Source organism: Gemmatimonadota bacterium (assembly GCA_041390125.1).
In the GTDB taxonomy this organism is placed as follows: Bacteria; Gemmatimonadota; Gemmatimonadetes; order Longimicrobiales; family Gaopeijiaceae; genus JAGQIF01.
The window spans coordinates 354,477-374,677 of the sequence record JAWKQN010000002.1 but is presented as its reverse complement, the minus strand read 5'-3'; the positions used below and the strand labels follow the sequence as shown (position 1 = coordinate 374,677).

The window sequence follows — 20,201 nt, the reverse complement described above, 5'->3', positions numbered from 1 at the left end:
GAACGAATCTAGCGGCGGAGCCGCGGCTGGTCCGGTCGGCGGGTCTGGATTAGTCTGGGACGTCCCCTCCCGACCCCTCACCGCGGCCTTCCATGCTCATCGATTGCCACGTCCATCTGAACAACTACGCCGAGGGCAGCGGGCGCCCGACGCACGAGAACGTCGTCCACCTCTTCAAGACGATGGAGGAGCACGGCGTCGACCACGCCGTCGTCCTGACGTCCTACAAGACCAACGTGGACCGGCCCAGCGTGGAAGAGGTGCTGGAGGCGCTGGCCGCCGACCCGCGCTCCACGGTGGTGGAGGGGCTGCAGTGGCGCAGCGACCAGCGAACCGACCTCTTCCACATGGAGGAGAGGATCCGGGCCGGGACGGTGAAGGGCATCAAGCTCTACCCGGGCTACGACAAGTACGCCATCAACGACCCGTCGCTCGAATCCGTGTTCCGTCTGGCCGGCAAGTACGACGTGCCGGTCATGATCCACTGTGGCGACACGTACGCGCGGGACGCCAAGGTGCGCCAGGCCCACCCGCTGCTCGTGGACGACGTCGCCGTCGACTACCCCGACGTCAAGTTCGTGATCTGCCACCTGGGCAATCCCTGGTTCCAGGACACGGCCGAGGTGCTCTACAAGAACGACAACGTCTACGCCGATATCTCGGGCCTCACCCTGGGCGACTTCACCTACGAGTTCGAGCGCTACCTGGTGCAGCGGGTGAAGGACATGATCCTGTACATGGGCGATCCCGGGAAACAGCTCATGTACGGAAGCGATTGGCCTCTCGTGGGGATGGGGCCCTACGTGAAGTTCCTCGATACCCTGGAGCTCTCCGACGAGGCGCTCGAGTGCGTGCGCTGGCGGACGGCCGCGCGCCTGTTCCGCATCCCGGTCCCGGACTGATCCGCCGGGATCCCCGGCGCGCCGGCGGGTACTCGACTGCACCATGAGACAGACCCGCCCCGGGCCCGGCGGCCCCGTGTTGCTGTACGACGGCGACTGCGGCTTCTGCGATCGGACCGTGCGCTTCACGCTGGCGCGCGACCGCAGGGGGCGGGTCCGCTTCGCGCCGCTGGCGGGGCAGTTCGCGGCCGAGGTCCGCGCCCGTCATCCCGGGCTGGCGGAGGTCGACTCGCTGGTCCTGGTCGAGCCGGCCTCCGGCGATGGAGCCGAGCGGATCTGGGTCAAGAGCGACGGCGCGCTCCGCCTCGCAGGGCACCTCGGAGGGCCCTGGCGCCTGGCCTCCGTGCTGCGGGCGGTACCGACGGCCCTGCGGGACGGCGTCTACGACCTCGTGGCGCGGAACCGCCACCGCTGGTTCGCGCCCCCGGACGCCTGCGCGCGTCCCGACCCCGCGCACGCGGGACGCTTCCTGGACTGAGCCCTCCGAGGACGGCGCCCGCGCGCGCCGTCCTCGGCTTCCTGCCCTCCCGCGCCCGGGCCTAGGGAAAAACCTCCTCCAGCGTGCAGGCGGGCGCCACCTGCTGCAGCCAGCCCATCCCCGGTCGGAGGCCGCTCGGCCCCAGGCGCTCCCACCAGCCGCCGCCGCCGGTCCCCAGCCAATCGAGCGCGGGGTCCCCGATCGGCGCGCCGGGCGGCGCCTCCGCCGGCCGCGGCAGGGCCCATGGTTCGGCCGGCCGGTCCAGCACGCGCTCGATGTCCCGCGCCAGCAGGCGTCGGTGGGCTGCGTCGGCGTCGATCGCGTTGCCCTCCCCCTCCGCCAGCGTCTCCGTGGCGCGCTCCATCCGGTGCTGCATGCGCTCCAGCTGCGCCGAGGCCTCGGCCCGCACCTGCGGCATGGGCGCCCCCTCGGCCAGCGCCATCAGCCGCTCCGCGAGCACGCGCTGGACGGTGCGTTGGATCTCCGCCTCGTAGGGAGACGCGGCGCCACCTCCGTCCGTCGCGCCGACCAGCGCGGCGATCACCTCACCCAGCGAGGGGAGCGAGGGGTCGACCACGCTCTGCTCCACCAGCCGCGCGGCGCGCTCGGGATCGAGCATCTGCGCGATCGTGTGGTCCGCAGCCACCGCCGCGGGCGAGAGCGCGTCGAAGGCCGAGCCCGTCCAGCGTGGGAACAGCTCGCGGGTGCGCCCATAGCCCGGCGGCCGCGGCGGGATGCGCTCGAGCACCGGGCGCGGCAGCGCCAGCTCCCCGGGCCGGATCGTCCGCAGCAACGCCGCCAGCGCGGCGCGTTGCTGGCGTCCGTCCACCCACGCCACCGGATCGCGCCCGTCGCCGCGCATCGCGTAGCCGTAGTGCAGCCCCCCCAGCATGGACGCCGCGGCCTCCACCTGATAGCGGTGGTGCAGATACAGCGGGACCAACACTTCCTCCAGCTGGGCCAGCGGACGCCCGCCGGGAAGCGCGCGCTCGCCGAAGCGATCCAGCGCGAAGCGGCGCACGTCCATCATGCGCTCCAGCTCGGCTGCGCCGTCGGTGCCGTTGGACCACTGGTCCACACGCCCGTGCGCTTCGGTGTCCTGGTTGGTCATGTAGAGGACATCCTGGGCCATCGCTTCGTCCAGGATGCTCCGCAACCGGGCTTGTTCGTCCGTTCCGGGCCCGAACTCCGCGTAGCCATACGTGATGGCCACCTTGTCCCACTCGCCGATGTCGGTGTCGTAGACCTGGGAGGGGTCGAGCCGGCCGTTGGCGAGCGTGATCAGCGGGTGCGGGTAATCCATCACGGAGATGCGCCCGGCCTCCGAGTCGTAGTAGTTGTGCCCGAGCCCCAGGGTGTGGCCGATCTCGTGCGCGGAGAGCTGCCGGATGCGGGCCAGGGCCCATTCGGCCAGCTCGGGCGGGGTCTCGTCGCCGTTCGTGTACGGGGCGAGCAGACCCTCCGCGATCATGTAGTCCTGGCGGATGCGCAGCGAGCCCAGGGTCACCACGCCCTTGAGGATCTCACCGGTGCGGGGATCGGTGACCGACCCACCCGTGCTCCAGCCACGCGTGGAGCGATGCACCCAGTTGACCACGTTGTAGCGGATGTCGTGCGTGCTCACGCCCTCCGGCAGCAGCTCCATGCGGAAGCCGTCGATGAACCCTGCGGCCTCGAACGCCTGGTTCCACCAGCGGCCACCCTCCAGCAACGCCGACCGGATGGGCTCGGGCGTTCCGGGATCCAAGTAGTAGACGATGGGCTCGACGGGCGCGCTCGCAGCCGCGCCCGGTGTGCGCTTCTCCAGGCGGTGGCGACGGATGAAGCGCTGGGTCATGGGCTCACCCAGGGGCGCCGAGTAGTCCTCCCACGAAACCGAGCCGAACCCGGAGCGCGGATCGTAGATCCGCGGGGTGTAGCTGCCGAGCTCCGGCAGACGCACCAGGGAATGATGAACCCGGATCGTGGCCGCCTCGGCGGACGCCGCCACGTCGCCCACGCCCTGGAAGCCATCCGCGTCGCCGCCCCCCCCGAAGCCTCCCCCGCCCCCGCCGCCGGGCTGCTGGACGTAGGTGAGGCTCACCTCCATCTCGGTGTTCTCGGGGAAATTCAGGGTCATCGGCCGGAAGACCGCGCTGCGTGAGGCATCCAGGCGGTAGGTGCCCGGACGCAACCGCTGCGAGGTGTTGTTGACGTCGCGGACCAGGAAGTCGGTGGCGTCCACCAGCACGCGGTCGCCGGTCGCGGCCGCGACCGTGAATCCCCACAGCGTGGACGGCGCGAACGCGTCCGTCACGGCGCGGACCTCGGCGGCGTCCGAGCTGGAGGCGCGGAAGTCCAGGTTGGGCTGCACCATCAGCACCTTGGGGCCCACGCGCTGGAAGCGCACCACCCGAGAGCCGGCGAGCTGGCCCCGGTCCAGTCCGATGTCGTTGGAGCCGAGGCCCGCGGCCAGACCCGTCATGTGGAGCACGTCGGTATCCCAACGACCGATCTCCAGCCAGAGGCGACCGCTGGACTCCTCCCAGTACAACGGGAAGTAGCCGTCCAGCTTCTGCATGCCGGCGGTGCGTTGTTCGATCGACGGCGGGGCGCCGCTCTCCCCCGTCCGCTGCTGGGCCCGGAGGAGCCCGGGAAGCAGGGCGGGAAGCAGCGCGACGAAGAGCGTCACGAGAAGCGGGAGCGGACGGTGGGCGCGGCAGTCCACGGGCGGGTCTCCGGCAGCGAGGCGAACGCGGCGCGCCGACCGGCGCGCCCACCCCAGGGTAGGGCGTGGGCGGGGGACTGGCGAGGGTGGTGGGCCTGCGGATTCGAGCCGAACAGGGCGTGCTACGCGGGTGGCTCCGCCGGGTCCGCTCCGTGGATCTCGCGGTACAGCCACGCCCGCGCCATGCGCAGGTCGCGGTGCACCGTGGCCGGCGAGATGTCGAGCGCCCGAGCGATGTCCTCGTACCCGAGGCCGCCGAAGTAGTGGAGCTCGACGGCTTTGGCCTTGCGCTCATCCAGGGCGGCCAGCCGCTCCAGCGCCGCGTCCAGTTCCAGGAAGGTCTCGGGCCGCTCCGCTGCCGCGAGGTCCTCGTGCAGGGTGACGCCCACCTGCCCGCCGCCGCGCTTCTGACGGGCGCGTGTCCGGGCATGGTCCACGAGGATCCGTCGCATCGCGCGGGCCGCGACCGCGAAGAAGTGCGTCCGTCCCTCCCAGGCCACATCCGCTCCGGCGACGCGCACGTAGAGCTCGCTCACGAGGGCCGTCGCCTGCAGCGTGTGTCCGGCGCGCTCCTGCTGGAGGTAGCGCTGGGCCAGTGCGTGCAGGTCCGCGTATACGAGGGGCATCAGGTCCTCGAGCACGGCGTCGTCCCCGCTCCGGCCCCACGCGAGCACGAGGCGCGTGATGTCGGGCGAGGGGTGGGGGACGCCGTCGCGGTCGCTCATGCGCCGAATATGCGGAGGGGCCGCGCGGCTCGCGAGGCGTGGGTCGGACGGGCGACGCACGGAACCTCTGCGCGGGAGGGATGGTCCTCAGGAGGGCGTGGACGCCCGTCCGAGCGGGTGCGGCGCGCACCTCATCCTGGAGCCCAAGGAGGGCGCGGTGGCAGAGCGGATCGTCCTGATCCGGAATCCCGGTGCGGGGACGGCCGAGAGCTGGAGCGAGCTGGAGGAGCGGGTGATGCAGCATCCGCAGATGGAGGTGCGGGCCACGGAGGGGCCCGGCGACGCCACCCGTCTGGCCGTGGAGGCGCGCGCCGAGGGGGCGGACCTGGTCGTGGCCGTGGGTGGGGACGGCACCATCTCGGAGATCGTGCAGGGTCTGGCGCCCGACTTCTCCCGCACGGCGCTGGGCATCCTGCCCTTCGGCACCGGCAACGACACCATCCGCTCCCTCGGCATCCCCGAGGATCCGCTCGAGGCGCTCGACATCGTCCTGGCGGGCATCGATCGGCCCGTGGACCTGGTGCGCGTGGAGCTGGACGACCGCGTCCGATGGATGCTCAACACCTGCACCGGCGGCTTCAGCGCCGAGGTGACGAGCTGCATCACGGACGAGATCAAGGACCGCTGGGGCCGGTTCGCGTACCTGCGCTGTTCCCTGGACGCCCTGGGCGACCTGCCGGAGCACACCCTCGATCTGCGCGTGGACGGCGAGGCCGTGCCCTCGACCGAGATCGTGCAGCTGGTCCTGGCCAACGGCCGCTTCGCGGGGCATGGCGTGGCCGTGGCGCCCGAGGCGCACATGGACGACGGCCTGCTGGACGTGGTGGTGGTGCGGGCCGCACCGCTTCCCCGGTTGCTGGCGCTCGTTCCCGCCGTCCTGCGGGGGGAGCAGCCCGAGTCGGAGCTGATCCTGGCGGGGCGGGGGGCTTCGGTGGAGCTGGAGCTCGATCCGCCCATGGCCGTGTCCGTGGACGGGGAGGTCACCGACGTCGGAGCCCTGCGACTGGACGTGCTGGCTGGAGCCGGGCGGGTGCGGGCGCCGGCGGAGGCGGGGCCGGCCGGCTGAGCCCCGACGGACCGTCCGCGGCTCCTCCCGGGTACCGCCCTCGCTGGAGCAGTCCGAGTCCACCCATCACTGGAGGAGCGAGTCGATGCGCCGAGTCGTCGCGACCCTGCTCCTCGCGGGAACGCTCGGCATGGGATCGGCGACGGGAGTCGCCGCGCAGCAGGCCGGAAGCGGGCTCCTCGCCGTGGGCGAGATGGCACCCGACTTCGAGCTGCCGGGTGCGACCCGGTACGGCGTGCTCGAGAATCCCGTGCGATTGAGCGACTACCGCGGGGAGACCGTCGTCCTGGCGTTCTTCTTCCGAGTTCGAACGCGTGGCTGAACGGTTCAAATGAGAGCGTACCGTGATCAGTACGCAAGCCTGTTCAAGGGGGGCCGCAACGTGGTCCTCGTGGGGATCTCCAACGACCCGGTCGAGGAGCTGGCCTCCTGGCTGAAGGACGAGGATTTCCCCTTCCTGTTCGCGAGCGATGCAGCCAACGACGGTGCCACCTACACGGCCTTCGGCGGCGGTCTCCGCGACAACAACATGGTCGACAGCCGAACGGTGATCGTGGTGGGTCCGGATGGACGGATCGCGGGCGTGATCCCGCAGTTCCAGCAGGTGGATCCCCAGGCCTATGAAGAGCTGCAGGCCATGATCGACGCGGTGACCCCGGAGCCCGAGGAGCCGCAGCAGTAGGCGACGAGCTCCGTGGCGGATGCGCTCCCGGGCGCTCCGCGAGACACAGCGGCCCGGTGGAGCAGGCGCTCCGCCGGGCCGTGGTGCATCAGCCCTCCTCCAGCACCCGTGCCACCGCGCCTTCCAGGTCCTGGTCCGCACCCGACCCCGTGTAGACCACATTCCCGGTCGCGTCCAGCATCACCACCACCGACGTGGTGGGCGCTTGGAAGGCCCGCACCGCGGCGCCCCGGGCGTCCCACAGGAAGGGATAACCCGGATCGTGCTCCTCCACATGGCGCTTGACCCGCCGCAGCGATTGGGACACCGCCACGGCCACGGCCACCACCGCGACCCGCTCCCCGTGCGCGGCCTGGATGCGGTCGATCTGGGGCTGGAGCGCCTCGCACTGCTCACACCAGGTGGCCCAGAACTCGATCAGCGCCGGCTTCCCCGCCACGAGCCGCTGGAGGTCCACCGCGTTGCCGTCCAGGTCTTCGAGCGTCACCGCGGGTGCGGGGGTGCCGAGCGGCAGGCCCACGCCCTGCGCGACCGCGGCCAGCGGCGAGGCCACCAGGAGGGACAGACCCACCAGGGTGGCGCGGAGGCCAGGGAGACGCGTCATAGGTTGTACCCCGCCTTCACGAAGTAGTACTGGGCCATGATCAGCATCAGCACGGCGGCGATGCGCTTGATCCAGACCATCCATGTTCCTGAACGCGGGAGGAGCGCCAGGGTTCCCGAGAAGATCCCGACCACCACCAGGACGGCGGTCATCCCGAGCGAGAACACGAAGAGATACACGAAGCCCATCAGGCCGGCTCCGGTGGCGGCCACCCAGGTGAGGACCACGGCGAACGCGGGGGCCCCGCAGGGCGCCGCCACCACCCCGGACGTGGCGCCCAGGAGGAAGACCGCGGGGAAGGAGCCGCCCTCCCGGCTGCCGGCCCACTGCATCAGGCGGCGGGGCACCGGGACCGGCAGCACGTCCAGCATGGCCAGCGCGAAGAGCAGCAGCAGGTTGCCGATGACCAGCAGCGCCCAGGGGCTGGCGCTCACCGTCCCGAACAAGGTGCCGGTCACGCCGGCCAGGGCGCCCAGGACCGCGTAGAGGAGCGCGAGGCCCAGCGCGTAGGTGAGGGTCAGTGCCACCGTGCGGCCGCGGGTCTGTCCCTCCCGGGCGGTGCCGGCGATCACCGAGGCGGTGATCGGGACCATCGGGTAGACGCAGGGCGTCAGGCTGGTGAGGAGACCCGCGCCGAACATCGTGGCCAGCGCCACGAGCGGGCGCGCAGCCAGGGCCTCGGAGAGGCCGCCGGACGGTTCGATCTGGAGGACGAGGTCGACGACCAGCGGCATGGCGGCTCGGGGTGGGCGGAGACCAGCAGGCCCCGAGTATGCGGCCTGACGGCCCGCGGGGGAAGCAAGCGCGGGTCCGTCCGGCTGCCGCTCAGCCTCCCACGCCCGCGGGGAGCGCGTCCAGGTCCGACGCTTCCTCGGAGGCCGACCGGCCGCCCCGTGCCGCGCGCCGCCGCGGCTTGCCGTTCGCCATCCAGGCGGGCGCGCTCGTCTCCATCCACATCTCCACCCACAGGTACAGGGTGGGGAGCACGAACAGGGTGAGGAACGTGGCGGTCATGAGCCCGCCGATGACCACGGTGGCGAGCGGGCGCTGCAGCTCGGCGCCCGGCGACGTGGACAGCGCCATCGGCACGAACCCCAGGCTGGCCGCCAGCGCCGTCATCAGCACGGGTCGAAGGCGTGTGGCCGCTCCGTCCAGCACCGCTTCGCGGATGGTCTCCCCGCGCGCGCGGAGCTGGTTGATGTAGCTCACCATCACCACGCCGTTCAGCACCGCGATGCCGAACACGGCGATGAACCCGATCAGCGCGGACGTGCTCAGATTGAGGCCCGCGAGCCACAGCGCCGCGATGCCGCCCACGACCGCGAACGGTACGTTGAGCATGATCAGCAGCGCCTGGTGGATGGTGCCGAAGTTGGAGAACAGCAGCAGGTAGATGGCCAGGATGGCGATGGGGAGCAGCAGCGCCAGCCGCCGCACGGCCGTCTGCTGGTGCTGGTACTGGCCACCCCACTCGTAGCGGTAGCCTGAAGGCAACGGCACGCGCGCAGCCAGCAACGTCGATGCCTCCTCCACGAAGGAGCCCACGTCGCGACCACGGATGTTGGCGCCGACGACCACCATGCGCTGCCCCCCTTCGTGCGCGAACGCCTCGGGGCTCTCCTGGACGGTCAGGTCGGCCACGCTGCCCAGCGTGACCAGCCCGGAGGGGCCGTTCGCGACGGGCAGGGACGCCATCAGGGCGGGATCCACGGTGTTCCCACCGGGAATGCGCACCACGACCCCGATGCGTCGGGGCCCGTCCACGATGTGCGTCGCCACGGAGGAGCCGAGCGCCATCTCCACCTGGTGCCCGATGTCGTCCGCGCCCAGCCCGTAGCGCGACAGCGCCGTGCGGTCCAGCTCCACGCGCAGCTCCTTCACGCGCGACGCCGCCGTCACCTTCACGTCCGCGGCTCCGTCGACCCGCGCGAGCTCCGACTCCACCCGGGCGGCGAGGGCGGCCAACCGATCGGGGTCGTCGCCGAAGATCTTCACGCCGACGTCCGTGGTGATGCCGGTCTCGGCTTCATCCAGGCGCATCTGGATGGGCTGCGTGAAGGCGTACTCCAGGCCGGGGATGTCGAGCAGCGCCGAATCCATCGCCGCCAGCAAGGCATCCTTCCCGCCGCGCCGCCACTCGCTGCGGTCCTTGAGCATGACGTACGTGTCCGACTCGTAGGTGCCCATGGCTTCGGTGGCGAGGTCGGGTCGGCCCAGCTTGGAGACCGCCACCTCCACCTCCGGCAGGCCGGTCAGGGCGCGCTCCAGCGCGCCGGAGAAGCGGGTGCCCTGGTCGAGCGCGGTCGACGGCAGGCGCAGCCCCTGCACCAGCACGCTGCCCTCGTCCAGGCGGGGCATGAATTCGGTGCCGAGGCGGCTGGCGCCGAACAAGGCGAGCACGAAGAGGCCGGTGGCCGTGCCCATCACGAGGCGGGGCCGGGGCAGCGCCGTCTCCAGCGAGGCACGGTAACGGTTGCGGAGACGATCGAATCCGGGCGTGTGTACCTCGCGGGCATGGGTGAGGAACCAGCCGGCCGCGGCGGGAATGAAGGTCATCGCCAGCAGGAGCGAGCCCAGCAGGGCGGCCACGACGGTGAAGGCCATGGGCCGGAACATCCGACCTTCCGTGCCCTGCAGCGCGAAGATGGGGATGTAGACCGCGACGATGATCGCGATCCCGTAGAGGACGGGCCGCCCCACCTCCAGGACCGCGTGGCGGATGCGCGTGCCGGCGTCCTCGTGCGGTTCCTCCGTGCCTTTGCGCATGACGTTCTCGACCACGACGACGGAGGCGTCGACCAACAGACCGAAGTCGAGCGCGCCCAGGCTCATGAGGTTGGCCGAGAACCCGAAGATGCGCATGGCCACGAACGCCCAGAGCATGGACAGCGGGATGACCAGCGCCACGAGCACCGACGCGGCGATGTTCCGCAGGAATCCCCAGAGCAGGACGATGACCAGGGTCCCACCCAGCAGCAGGTTCTTCTCGATGGTGTGCGTGGTCTGCTCCACCAGCGAGCCCTGGTTGTAGAACGGGACCAGATGCACGCCTTCCGGCAGGGTCGGCACGATCTGATCGATGCGCTCCTGTACGTGCTCCAGCACGCGGAGCGCGTTGGAGCCCTTGCGCATGATGACCATGCCGGCCACCACCTCGCCCTCGCCGTCCATGGTGACGGCTCCCTGGCGGGGAAGGGCTCCACGCGTAACGGTGCCGATATCATGCACGTGGATGGGTACGCCGGCGCGCGTGGCGATGGCCACGTCGGCGAGGTCCTCCGGCCCCCCGAGCCGCCCGATGCCGCGCACGATGAAGCGCTCGCCGCGCGCCTCGGTGTAGGTGCCCCCGAAGTTGCGGTTGTTCTCGGCGAGGGCGGTCTCGACGTCGGCGAGCGTGAGGCCGGCCTGGATCAGGCGGCCCGGCTCCACGATGACATGGTACTGCTCGGTGAGCCCGCCCCAGGAGTTCACCTCGGCCACGCCTTCGACGGTGCGCAGCTGGGGCGCAATCGAATAGTCCTGCAGGGTCTTCAGGTCGAGCGCGCCCACGGCGGGGTTCGTGGACCGCAGCACGTACTGGTAGACCTCGCCCATGGCGGTGGCCACCGGGCCCATGGTGACGCTCACGTTGGCCGGCAGGTCTCCGCCGAGATCGTTGAGGCGCTCGGCCACCACCTGGCGGGCGAAGTAGGGGTCGACCCCGTCCGCGAAGACCACCTGTGTGATCGACACGCCGAACTTGGTCGTGGAGCGCACGGACTCGGTGTTCGGCAGTCCCAGCAGGGACCGTTCGATCGGATACGTGACGAGCTGCTCGACGTCCTGCGGGGCGCTGCCCGGCGCGTCGGCGATCACCGACACGGAGTTGGCGGTGAGGTCGGGGAAGGCCTCGAACGGCAGCGTGGTGAAGGCGTAGAGCCCCACGGCCACCAGGGTGAGCACGCCACCGAGGATGTAGAACGGCTGGCGCAGCGAGAAGTCGATGATCCGGGTGAACATCACGCGCCTCCCTCGCCACCCGCCGCCGCCACCTCCAGCGCCGCCTTCAGGAAATAGGCGCCTTCCGTGACGATCTCGGCGCCGGCCGGGACGCCGCGCACCGCCACCCGTCCCTCGCGCACCGGCACTGCGGTCACCGCCACGGCGCGGTAGACGCCGGGTCCCTCCGCCACGAACACCACGTCCTCGTCGTCCATGCGCACGGCGGCGGACTGGTCCAGCTCGATGGCCTCGAAGGCCTCCGACGCCAGCACGTCCACCGTGGCGAAGCTGCCGGGGCGCACGCCCGCCGGGATCGAATCGAGCTCGAAGCGCATCTCCACCGAGCGGTTGCTCGGATCGACGAAGTCGCCCTGGCGCACCAGACGCGCCGTGACGACCGTGCCGGGCAGCGAGCGGAACCGCACCTCGACCTCGTCACCCACGGCGAGCGCGCTGGACGTGTTCTCCGGTACGAAGGCCGTGACCCAGAGCACGTCGGTGGAGCCCATCTCCAGCAGCGGAGTGCCCGGGAGCACGGCTTCACCGGGGCGCACGTCCACCGAGAACACCACGCCCGCGCGGGGTGCCAGCGCCTGCACGTTCCCCGCCGTCGACGGGGCCAGGTGCTCCACCATCTCGGTGGCCCGCGCCAGCTCCGCCTGAGCGCCGAGGAAGTCCGCCCGGCGGCGCTCCACTTCCTCCAGCGCCACCGCGCCGGCCGCGAGCAGCTGCTCGGAGCGGGCGAGCGCGTTCGAGTGGAAGTCCAGCTCCGCCTGCGCGGCCGCGCGGTCCCGCTCGGCCGAAGCCAGCTCGTGGGAGTGGATCTCCACCAGCGGCTGACCGGTGCGCACCCGGTCCCCCGGCAGCACGCGGACGGCGGTCACGCGCCCCTCCACGATGGAGCCTACGGCCACCTGGGCGGTGTCGGGGCTCTGCACGGAGCCGGGGACGCGCACCGGCTGGCGCACCGTGCGCGCCTCGAGCAGGGCGGTGACGATCCCCGCGGCGCGCATCTGCGCGTCGCTCAGCCGGACGGTTCCGTCCGGGACCGGTTCGGTGAGCGGGGCGGGGGGGTCGCCGGCGCCGCAGGCCAGGGCGAACAGGGGAAGCAGCGCGCCGGAGAGCGCACGCGGGATCCGGATCGTCGTCATCGTGAGGTCTCGCGGAAGGGATCGGTGCACAGGAGCGTCGCGTCCGGCGCCCGGCCCTCGAGCCGGGCCAGGTCGACGCGTGCGGCCCACCACTCGGACTGCCACGCGTGGTAGTCGTCGAGGGCCTGGAGGCGGGCCCGACGGCTGTCCAGGAGTTCCAGCAGCGTGCCCTCTCCTACGGAGAAGCGGGCTTCGGCGGCCGTCACGGCCTGGTCGGCCTGGTCGAACCAGGCGGCATCGAAGGCGCGCCCGGCATCCTCGAGGAGCGTCAGCCGCTGACGGGTCGCCGCGAGTGCCGCGGACTGCATGGATTCCGCGGCCCGGAGCTCCGCGAGGGCCGCGTCCTCGTCGGCCCGGGCCGCCGCCAGGCGGCGCGTGCCTCGATCGAAGAACGGCAGCGCGGTGCTCAGGCCCAGGTAGAGCCCCGACTCGCCCCCGGTCCGGCGCACGCCGACCTGGGGCTCCAGGTCCGGCAGCTGGAGCCCGCGCGCCAGTTGCACGCCGCCGCGCGCGGCCTCCACCCGGGCGCGGGCGAGGCGGACGGCAGGAGGCTCGGCGACGCCTTCGCCCGCCGCACCGGGCGGAGCGAGACACCGGCCGACCTCCACGGCCACGGGGGTCCCGGGGTCGAGGCCGAGCAACCGGGCCAGCTCCTCCGCCCGCGCAACGAGCTGTGCCTGGCGCCGGGCCAGGGCGGTGCGGGCCATGCCCCGGGCCAGGTCGGCGCGGGCGGCGTCCCCTCGCGAGGTGCGTCCCGCGTCCGCCTGGCGCGCGAGGGCGTCCGCGATCCGGTCCATCGTGGCCCGCTCCTCCCGGGCGCTCGTCGCCAGCGCCCGGTCGGTCAGGTAGCCACCGATGGAGGCCAGGATGCCTGCGCGCACGTCCAGGTCCGCCTGGTCCGCCAGCGCTGCGCCGGCGGAGCCCTCCGCTCGGGCGGTCCGGATCCGGCCGGCCCGTTCCGGCCCGAACGGGACCGCGGTGGTGAGCACGGCCTGGCCCTCGATGCCCTGCCAGCCCGTCGTACCGGTGAACGCCCGCTGCTGGCCGACGTTCTCTCCGGAGACGGAGACGTGGGGATTGGCCCAGGCCCGGGCCTGGGCGGCGCGGTCTTCGGCGGCCTCCGCCCGGTACCGGGCCGCCGAGAGGACCGGCGACGCCTCCAGCGCCCGCGCGAGCGCCGCGGGGGCGTCCAGGCGCACGGTGTCGGCGGAGGCAGCGAGCTGGAACAACAGGACCAGGCCTACGACCATCGCGAACCACTCCTCCCGATGTCGGGGATCTCCCGGGCGACGCGGCTCGGCGACCGGGACCGTCCCGAACCTGCGTCCACGCGCGGTCCGGGGCCATCCGGCAGATGCCGTACAGGCCGTGGAGGGAGATCCCCGGCGCCCGTCCGGCAGATGTCGGACGTGGAGGCGGCGTCCCCGGCGCTAGGTTAGGAGGCACCGATCGAGTCTTCCGGTCCCCGGCCCGCGCCTGCCCGGCGCGTGCCACAGGCCCGCTCCGCGGGGAAGGACGCCGATGGACAAGCAGACCCTCATCCAGCACCTGAACGAAGACCTGGCCGGCGAGCTGGGCGCCATCATCCAGTATCTGACCTACGCCGCCAAGGTGACCGGGCCGTACCGTCCCCAGCTCGCCCAGTTCTTCCTGGCCGAGGTGACGGACGAGCAGCTGCACGCCCAGTACCTGGCCAACAAGATCGTCGCCCTGGGCGGGGAGCCCACGACGCAGCCGCGGGCGGTGCCGGCCGCGCGGACCAACCGCGAGATGCTGGAGGCCGTGTTGGCCGCGGAGCGCCGGGCCGTCGCGGACTATTCGGAGCGCGCCCGCCAGGCGGATGCCTTCGGCGACAAGGGCCTGGCCGTGCAGCTCGAGGACATGGTCCGCGACGAGAGCGGCCACTCGGAGGAGACCGAGCGGATCCTGCGCGACTGGGTCGACGTCCGCTGAGAGTAGACGACGTGGACGGCTACGAGATCGAGAGCGTGGGCACGCCGCGGATCCAGGGCGCACTGGCCCTGGTCTTCCTGGTGATCATGGTCGGCGGCATCGTCGACCTGATCATGGACCAGCCGGATACGCTGCTCAGCGCCCACGTGCTCTTCGAGGTCGCCATGGTCGCGGTGAGCCTCGGTGCCGCCACCTGGTTGGCCCGAGGCTGGTTCGCCTCCTCGCGCTCGGTGGCGGTGCTCGAGGCCGCGGTCGAGCGGCACCGGGCCGAACGGGATGCGTGGCGGACCAAGGCCAGCCGTGCGCTCCACGGACTCGGGGAGGCCATCGGCGAGGAGTTCGACCGCTGGGGCCTCACCCCGGCCGAGCGCGAGACGGCGCTCATGCTCCTCAAGGGGCACAGCCACAAGCGGATCGCCAGGGAGACCGACCGCAGCGAGCGCACGGTGCGACAGCACGCGGTGGCGGTCTACCGCAAGTCCGGGCTGTCCGGGCGGGCGGAGCTGGCAGGTTGGTTCCTCGAGGACCTGGGCGTCCCCGAGGCGGAGGCGGCCGAGCGGCAGGGCTGACCGGCAGACGGGTGCTCCCTCGCCGAGCTCGGGGGACCGAGGCTCGGCGAGGGGGCGCGTCCGGATCCGTCAGCGGCGTCCCCCCGGGATCCGTCGCTTCACGTCCAGCGGCACCCGCGTGCCGTGGTCCGTCACGCCGCTCAACCGGCTGAAGTAGTCCCAGGCGGCGGCCGAGACCGCTTCGATCACCGCGCCCCCGTTGCCCCCGTAGTTGGACATCACGGAGAGGGCGTAGGGTCGGTCCGGCAGGTCCACGAGCGCCCAGACCGTGGCCACGCCGGTGATGCCGCCCGGCTTGAAGGCCACCGGCACGTCGGAGGGGACGGGCGTGCGTACGGGGCCCTCCTTCGGGATCTCCAGGATCTCCCGGACCCGCGCGCACGCCTGCGCACCCATGGGCAGGTCGCAGCGGTGGATGCGCTCCATCACCCGCACCGCGTCGCGGGGAGTCGACAGGTTCTCGTTGCCGCGCGCGGACTCCTCGGGTCGGATCATCTTGCGCTGCAGCTTCGTGTCCGGCGCGCCGAGTTGCGCGGCCAGGGCATTGGTGGCGTCCATGCCCAACGCGTCGATCAATACGTTGGTGGCCGTGTTGTCGGAGTAGACGATCATGTAGATCGCATGGTCCTCCAGCGAGAGCGCCGAGCCTCCGTCCGTCAGCAGGTGCAGCACGCCGCTGCCGCCGGTGCGGACCGCGTCGGTCATCTCGACGCGGCGTCGCAGCAGGTCGGGCTCCTCCTCCGCCCGCCGGAACAGCTCCAGCAACAGCATCACCTTGATCGCGGACGCCTGCGGGAAGACCCAATCGCCACGCACGGCGAACCGGTCGCCACTGGTCAGGTCGAGCACCTCGAGGCCGGCGACGCCCTCGTAGCCGTCCGCGATCTGCGCCAGGCGCTCCTGGAAGCTCGTGCGGAGCAGCTCGCGGTGGGGTTCCTGGGCCACCGCGTGGGTGCTCCCGCCTGCCCACAGGCTCGCGGCCAGCACCCATGCCGCGGGCCGCGCCCTCATCGACCGCCGCCCTGCTCCGACACGTCGGCCGGGCGATCGCCCTTCACGTAGCGATCGAAGAAGCCCACCCAGCGGGCCCAGCGATCCAGCTCGTTCTCGATGGCGCGCGGCGTGTGCGACTCGAAGGGATAGATGTAGAGCTCCGCGGTCTTGCCCAGCCCCTGCAGCGCCTGCATGAAGCGCTCGGACTGGATGGGGAAGGTGCCGGTGTTGTTGTCGTCCCCGCCGTGGTACATGAGCAGCGGCGTGTCGATCTGGTCCGCCTTGAAGAACGGCGACATCTCCAGGTAGACGTCCTGTGCCTCCCAGATGTCGCGGGGCTCGGCCTGGAAGCCCATGGGCGTGAGCGAGCGGTTGTAGGCGCCGTCTCCTGCGATCCCCGCCTTGAAGAAGGGCGTGTGCGCCAGGAAGTTCGCGGTGGCGAAGGCGCCGTAGCTGTGGCCTCCGTGTCCGATGCGCTCGACGTCCACGTACCCGCTCTTCTCCACGGCGCGCACCGCGGCGTACATGTCGTCCACCATGTCGGCGATGTAGAAGTCGTTGTAGTTCTCGCCGACGATCGGGATGTCGGGATAGACCAGCGCGTAGCCCTGCGTCAGCCAGATGTCGGACCAGCGCAACCAGGAGAGCGGGGTGAATGCGTTCAGGTTGCGGCTCTCGATGGTCGCGGCCCGGTACGCCTTCTCCGTGCGGTACTCGCGCGGATAGGTCCAGAAGATGGCGGGCACACGGGTGCCCTCCACGTAGTCCACCGGGAGCGAGATCCGCCCGCGCATCGTGAGCCCGTCGCGGCGCTCGAACTCGAAGTCGACCCGCTTGGCAGCCGTGATGGCCGGGAAGGGATCCACGTTCTTCGACAGGTTGTCCCAGCGACCCCCCAGCACCCAGAGCCAGCTGTCGGGGAACTGGTTGGCGCCTTCGCGCCGGACGATCAGGCGGCTTCCGTCCGGATCCAGGGTGACCAGCGGCTGCTCGTACAGCTCCTTGGATCCCTCGAACACCCGGTTGACCATGCCGTCGGAGAGCGCCACGTGGTCGACGAACGGCGTGGGCCGCAGGTCGTCCGCGTACCCGGGACCGCGCACCAGCAGGGCCCGGCCGTTGGACGTGATGCGGGCGTACGCGATGCCGTTGGAGGTGGTGGCGGTCCACGGCTCACCCGGGTTCTCCATGGGCGTCTGCGGGTCCCACCAGTCGATGACCATGTGGCGGACCGGTCCGCCCTCGGCCGTGAGCGGCCAGTGCATCAGCCCGCGCTTCCCGTCCCGCGTCACCTGGGCGAACATGTGCGCGCCCCCCTGCGAGAACAGCACGTCCCCCACGGACGCGTCACTGGTGCCCAGGAGCGTGGCCTGGGCCGTGTCGAACGGGGGGAGCAGTTGATGGATCCCTTCCGGACGGGCGTCATCCCCGGCCGCGCTGTCGGAGGCCTCCGCGCGCATGAGGAACACCAGCGCAGCCCCTTCCGGCCGCCAGGCCCACCCGCGCCGGCGGGCGGGCGGCCCCTGACGCGCCGTGCGACCCGAGCCCTCGCGCAGCTGCTGCTCGTCCAGCGTGGCCACCACGGTGCCCTCGCGGTCGAGCACCTCGGTGACGCGGGGGAAGCCGCGCCAGGACGTGAGGAACGAGAAGGGCCGCACGATGCGGGTCGCCAGCAGGTAGCGCCCATCGGGGCTGAGGACGATCCGTTCGTACATGCCGGGCCGACCGATGGGACGCACACGGCCGTTGGTGCTCAACTCGGCGATCTGCGTGGTCGTGTGGTATTCGAAGAGGTCCGCGTCGTGGGGCGTGCGCAGCAGGTTCGGATAGGTGGGGTTGGGGGTCGCCTCCTCGCGCGTGGTGCGGACCACCGGGCCGGTGGGCCGGTGCGGCGCGGCGGGCGGCGCGCCGCGTCCCGCCGGAGCGATCAGCGTCAGGAGCGTCCCCTCCGGCGTCCACTGCAGCATGTCGGACGCGCGCGGTGTGGTGGTCGGTGCGCTGGTGCCCAGCGTCGCCACGACGCGGGCGTCCGCGACGCGTCGGGTCTGCCCGGTGGCGCTCTCGGCCACCCACACCTCGGTGCGGTCGCGGCCGTGCTGGAGGTAGGCGACCCGGTCGCCGGCGGGCGACCACATGAAATCGCTCAGGAAGGCGCCCTGTGGGACCTCGACGTTGCGGTAGGCGAGGCGGGCGAGCGAGAAGATGCGCAGCCCGTCGACCCCGTACGTGTCGTGGTTCCAGATCCGGTCCACCGCGGGGCGGAGCTCCAGCTCCGCCAGGCGCAGCGTCGGCTCGCCCATGCGCTCGAGCGTGCTGAGCTCCGTCTCGTGCAGGACCAGGAAGTGGTTTCCGTCGGGGCTCAGGTGGTCGAGCTGCACGAAGTTCTTGTCCGTGGCGAACAGCCGCTGGATCTCGTCGTTCGGCAGGACGTAGCCCGCGCCCTCCTGCGCGACGGCGGAGCCGGTGCCGGCGAGGGTGAGGGCCAGGAGCAGGATCGGGGTCCGGAGATGCGTCACGGTGCCTCCCACAACGGGGGGACGTAGGTTCAGGGCGCCATCTGGAAACCCGTACAAGAGGAGAGCGAGCCCTCGTGCGCAACGCCCTGGGGACGAAGGACCGGATCGCTCGGGTGCCGAACGCCCGGCTCCTGCCGCTGCTCGTGGCGGCGCTGGTCACCGGGTGCGGGGGCAGAGACGCCTCCTCCGGGAACGACGCGGCGCCGGCGCAGGCCGCCGATCCGCTGCTCGATCCGCGCCGCCTCACCGAGACGGCGCCGGACCGCTTCCGCGTGCGCTTCGAGACGTCCGCAGGCCCGTTCGTGATCGAGGCCCATCGGGAGTGGGCGCCCCTCGGCGCCGATCGCTTCTACAACCTGGTACGCGCCGGCTACTACGACGACACGCGCGTCTACCGCGTGGTGGACGGCTTCGTGGCGGAGTTCGGGGTGCACGGCAACGGTACCGTCACCCGCATCTGGCACCGCTTCCCCATCCTCGACGATCCGGTGGTGGAGTCGAACACGCGCGGCCGCATGAGCTTCGCCGCCAGCGGTCCCAACTCCCGGACCGTGCAGGTCTTCGTGAACCTGCGTGACAACGCCTCGCTGGATGCGCGCGGCTTCGCGCCGTTCGCCGAGGTGGTGGAGGGCCTCGACGTGGTGTCCCGCTTCCATGCGGGCTACGGCGATGGCCCGCCCCGCGGGAGCGGGCCCTATCAGGCCCAGGCGGTCATCCAGGGCAATGCCTACCTGGACGCCGAGTTCCCCGATCTGACCCGGATCGAGTCGGCACGCCTCGTCGACGGCTGAGGCGGCGCTCGCGCCCCGACCCGTTCCAACCCCGCCCGGAGCCGAGCCGTCCAATCGGGTCCGAACCGGACACGACGGGAGGAGACGATGCGGGCGAGGACGACGCGACGAGCGGTGGGGGTGGGGAGCGCGATGGCGCTGGCGGCGCTGACCTTCGGAGCCGTGCCGGCCGAGGCACAGCAGCGGTGCGAGATCCGGGAGGAGCGGGATCTCGACCTCGGCGCCGCGGATCTGGACCGGATCCGCATCGAGGCCCATTCGGGGCGCCTGGTCGTGCAGGGACGGGAAGGCGAGACCGGCATTCGCGTCCATGCGGTGCTCTGCGCCTCCGACCGGGAGCGGATGGAGGCGCTGGACGTCACGCTCGAGCGCTCCGGAGCGGAAGGGCGGCTGCGTACGATCCACCCCGACTGGAACGGCGGTGGCTGGGGGCGGGACCGGTACGCCCGCATCGACCTCCAGGTGGACGTCCCCGCCGGGATGGCGGCGGAGGTGGAGGACGGCAGCGGCGAGGCCGAGATCCGGGGCGTGGGTGAGCTGGTGGTGCGGGACGGATCCGGCGCCCTCCGGATCGAGGACGTGAGCGGTCGGCTGCGCGTGGACGACGGCTCCGGGGAGCTCCACATCCGGGGCGTGGAGGGGGACGTGGAGGTGGAGGACGGCTCGGGCGGGGTCGAGATCCGGGCCGTGTCGGGCAGCGTGCGCCTGCGCGACGGATCCGGCGCGGCCGACATCGCCGGCGTGGGCCGCGACGTGGTGGTGGAGGACAAGGGATCGGGCCGGGTCCAGGTGGACGATGTCCGCGGAGATCTGCGGGTCGACGGAACCCGCCGGGAGAGGATCCACTACTCCAATGTGGGTGGTGCAGTCGATCTGCCGCCCGCGCGCCGACGCGGACGTCGGGGGGGCTGAGCCCCTCCGCCCGCGGGTCCCTCCTCGGCCGGGTCTGCCCCGGCCTCTGTCGCGTGCGTGCAGCGGGTCGTCGGCCGCCGTCCGCCATTTGCTAGAACGCGCCCGGCCGCCCCAGATTCAGGGTGCTCGAAGAGCGCCGTGCCCTCCCCAGGCCCGGTGGCTCGCGCCGCG

18 protein-coding genes are annotated in these 20,201 nt (G+C 71.9%); 9 read left to right on the top strand and 9 right to left on the bottom strand.

Annotated features, from left to right (window positions below; translation table 11 throughout):
- The first annotated feature begins 92 nt into the window (after positions 1-92).
- Both R3E98_01445 and R3E98_01440 read left to right on the top strand, forming a co-directional pair.
- Positions 93-902, top strand: a complete 810-nt coding sequence (locus R3E98_01445; protein ID MEZ4422047.1) for an amidohydrolase family protein — start codon at positions 93-95, stop codon at positions 900-902.
- A gap of 43 nt (positions 903-945) precedes the next feature.
- The gene (locus R3E98_01440) at positions 946-1,380 is read left to right on the top strand and encodes a DCC1-like thiol-disulfide oxidoreductase family protein (protein ID MEZ4422046.1); all 435 of its coding nucleotides are present in this window, start codon (positions 946-948) and stop codon (positions 1,378-1,380) included.
- Positions 1,381-1,441: 61 nt separating this feature from the next.
- On the opposite strand, the gene R3E98_01435 is transcribed toward R3E98_01440, so the two are convergent.
- Both R3E98_01435 and R3E98_01430 read right to left on the bottom strand, forming a co-directional pair.
- Complete coding sequence (locus R3E98_01435; GenBank protein MEZ4422045.1) at positions 1,442-4,087, bottom strand: zinc-dependent metalloprotease; 2,646 nt, start codon at positions 4,085-4,087, stop codon at positions 1,442-1,444.
- 122 nt (positions 4,088-4,209) lie between these two features.
- Positions 4,210-4,812 (bottom strand): sigma-70 family RNA polymerase sigma factor, encoded by a 603-nt coding sequence (locus R3E98_01430; GenBank protein ID MEZ4422044.1) that lies wholly within the window; start codon positions 4,810-4,812, stop codon positions 4,210-4,212.
- A gap of 97 nt (positions 4,813-4,909) precedes the next feature.
- On the opposite strand from R3E98_01430, the gene R3E98_01425 reads away from it, so the two are divergent.
- The 3 genes from R3E98_01425 (at position 4,910) to R3E98_01415 (ending at position 6,560) form a co-directional block, all read left to right on the top strand.
- Positions 4,910-5,878, top strand: coding sequence for a diacylglycerol kinase family lipid kinase (locus R3E98_01425; protein MEZ4422043.1), 969 nt, complete (start codon positions 4,910-4,912; stop codon positions 5,876-5,878).
- An 85-nt stretch (positions 5,879-5,963) separates the two neighbouring features.
- Positions 5,964-6,200: a hypothetical protein gene (locus R3E98_01420; protein ID MEZ4422042.1), complete on the top strand. Its 237-nt coding sequence runs from the start codon at positions 5,964-5,966 to the stop codon at positions 6,198-6,200.
- A 9-nt stretch (positions 6,201-6,209) separates the two neighbouring features.
- Complete coding sequence (locus tag R3E98_01415) at positions 6,210-6,560, top strand: redoxin domain-containing protein (GenBank protein ID MEZ4422041.1); 351 nt, start codon at positions 6,210-6,212, stop codon at positions 6,558-6,560.
- A gap of 88 nt (positions 6,561-6,648) precedes the next feature.
- Here the strand turns inward: R3E98_01415 and R3E98_01410 are convergent, their stop codons facing one another.
- The 5 genes from R3E98_01410 to R3E98_01390 all read right to left on the bottom strand — a co-directional run bounded on the left by R3E98_01410 (position 6,649) and on the right by R3E98_01390 (position 13,546).
- The gene (locus R3E98_01410) at positions 6,649-7,164 is read right to left on the bottom strand and encodes a TlpA disulfide reductase family protein (GenBank protein MEZ4422040.1); all 516 of its coding nucleotides are present in this window, start codon (positions 7,162-7,164) and stop codon (positions 6,649-6,651) included.
- Complete coding sequence (locus tag R3E98_01405; protein ID MEZ4422039.1) at positions 7,161-7,898, bottom strand: cytochrome c biogenesis protein CcdA; 738 nt, start codon at positions 7,896-7,898, stop codon at positions 7,161-7,163. The genes R3E98_01410 and R3E98_01405 overlap by 4 nt, the downstream gene beginning before the upstream one ends.
- 91 nt (positions 7,899-7,989) lie before the next feature.
- Positions 7,990-11,163 (bottom strand): CusA/CzcA family heavy metal efflux RND transporter, encoded by a 3,174-nt coding sequence (locus R3E98_01400; protein MEZ4422038.1) that lies wholly within the window; start codon positions 11,161-11,163, stop codon positions 7,990-7,992.
- Positions 11,163-12,296: an efflux RND transporter periplasmic adaptor subunit gene (locus R3E98_01395; protein MEZ4422037.1), complete on the bottom strand. Its 1,134-nt coding sequence runs from the start codon at positions 12,294-12,296 to the stop codon at positions 11,163-11,165. Before R3E98_01395 ends, R3E98_01400 begins: the two co-directional genes overlap by 1 nt.
- On the bottom strand, positions 12,293-13,546 hold the full coding sequence (locus R3E98_01390) for a TolC family protein (GenBank protein MEZ4422036.1): 1,254 nt from the start codon (positions 13,544-13,546) through the stop codon (positions 12,293-12,295). The genes R3E98_01395 and R3E98_01390 overlap by 4 nt, the downstream gene beginning before the upstream one ends.
- A 271-nt stretch (positions 13,547-13,817) precedes the next feature.
- On the opposite strand from R3E98_01390, the gene R3E98_01385 reads away from it, so the two are divergent.
- Together R3E98_01385 and R3E98_01380 are read left to right on the top strand one after the other, a co-directional pair.
- A complete protein-coding gene (locus tag R3E98_01385) occupies positions 13,818-14,249 on the top strand; it encodes a ferritin-like domain-containing protein (GenBank protein MEZ4422035.1) in 432 nt (143 codons plus the stop codon).
- An 11-nt stretch (positions 14,250-14,260) separates the two neighbouring features.
- On the top strand, positions 14,261-14,818 hold the full coding sequence (locus R3E98_01380) for a helix-turn-helix transcriptional regulator (GenBank protein MEZ4422034.1): 558 nt from the start codon (positions 14,261-14,263) through the stop codon (positions 14,816-14,818).
- 69 nt (positions 14,819-14,887) lie between these two features.
- Here the strand turns inward: R3E98_01380 and R3E98_01375 are convergent, their stop codons facing one another.
- Positions 14,888-15,829, bottom strand: a complete 942-nt coding sequence (locus R3E98_01375) for a serine hydrolase (protein ID MEZ4422033.1) — start codon at positions 15,827-15,829, stop codon at positions 14,888-14,890.
- The gene (locus R3E98_01370; protein MEZ4422032.1) at positions 15,826-18,327 is read right to left on the bottom strand and encodes a prolyl oligopeptidase family serine peptidase; all 2,502 of its coding nucleotides are present in this window, start codon (positions 18,325-18,327) and stop codon (positions 15,826-15,828) included. The genes R3E98_01375 and R3E98_01370 overlap by 4 nt, the downstream gene beginning before the upstream one ends.
- A 74-nt stretch (positions 18,328-18,401) precedes the next feature.
- Between R3E98_01370 and R3E98_01365 the strand changes: the two genes are divergently transcribed.
- Positions 18,402-19,118 carry a peptidylprolyl isomerase gene (locus tag R3E98_01365; protein ID MEZ4422031.1) on the top strand — a complete coding sequence of 239 codons (717 nt, stop codon included), beginning with the start codon at positions 18,402-18,404 and terminating at the stop codon, positions 19,116-19,118.
- An 87-nt stretch (positions 19,119-19,205) separates the two neighbouring features.
- Entirely contained in the window at positions 19,206-20,030 is an 825-nt protein-coding gene (locus R3E98_01360; GenBank protein ID MEZ4422030.1) for a hypothetical protein, read from the top strand.
- The last annotated feature ends 171 nt before the right edge of the window (positions 20,031-20,201 follow it).

Excerpts from the sequence above, each read along its gene's own strand:
- R3E98_01445 (MEZ4422047.1), top strand. The coding sequence starts at position 93 with ATGCTCATCGATTGCCACGTCCATCTGAACAACTACGCCGAGGGCAGC.
- R3E98_01440 (MEZ4422046.1), top strand. The coding sequence starts at position 946 with ATGAGACAGACCCGCCCCGGGCCCGGCGGCCCCGTGTTGCTGTACGAC.
- R3E98_01430 (MEZ4422044.1), bottom strand. The coding sequence starts at position 4,812 with ATGAGCGACCGCGACGGCGTCCCCCACCCCTCGCCCGACATCACGCGC.
- R3E98_01420 (MEZ4422042.1), top strand. The coding sequence starts at position 5,964 with ATGCGCCGAGTCGTCGCGACCCTGCTCCTCGCGGGAACGCTCGGCATG.
- R3E98_01415 (MEZ4422041.1), top strand. The coding sequence starts at position 6,210 with ATGAGAGCGTACCGTGATCAGTACGCAAGCCTGTTCAAGGGGGGCCGC.
- R3E98_01410 (MEZ4422040.1), bottom strand. The coding sequence starts at position 7,164 with ATGACGCGTCTCCCTGGCCTCCGCGCCACCCTGGTGGGTCTGTCCCTC.
- R3E98_01405 (MEZ4422039.1), bottom strand. The coding sequence starts at position 7,898 with ATGCCGCTGGTCGTCGACCTCGTCCTCCAGATCGAACCGTCCGGCGGC.
- R3E98_01400 (MEZ4422038.1), bottom strand. The coding sequence starts at position 11,163 with ATGTTCACCCGGATCATCGACTTCTCGCTGCGCCAGCCGTTCTACATC.
- R3E98_01395 (MEZ4422037.1), bottom strand. The coding sequence starts at position 12,296 with ATGACGACGATCCGGATCCCGCGTGCGCTCTCCGGCGCGCTGCTTCCC.
- R3E98_01390 (MEZ4422036.1), bottom strand. The coding sequence starts at position 13,546 with ATGGTCGTAGGCCTGGTCCTGTTGTTCCAGCTCGCTGCCTCCGCCGAC.
- R3E98_01385 (MEZ4422035.1), top strand. The coding sequence starts at position 13,818 with ATGGACAAGCAGACCCTCATCCAGCACCTGAACGAAGACCTGGCCGGC.
- R3E98_01375 (MEZ4422033.1), bottom strand. The coding sequence starts at position 15,829 with ATGAGGGCGCGGCCCGCGGCATGGGTGCTGGCCGCGAGCCTGTGGGCA.
- R3E98_01360 (MEZ4422030.1), top strand. The coding sequence starts at position 19,206 with ATGCGGGCGAGGACGACGCGACGAGCGGTGGGGGTGGGGAGCGCGATG.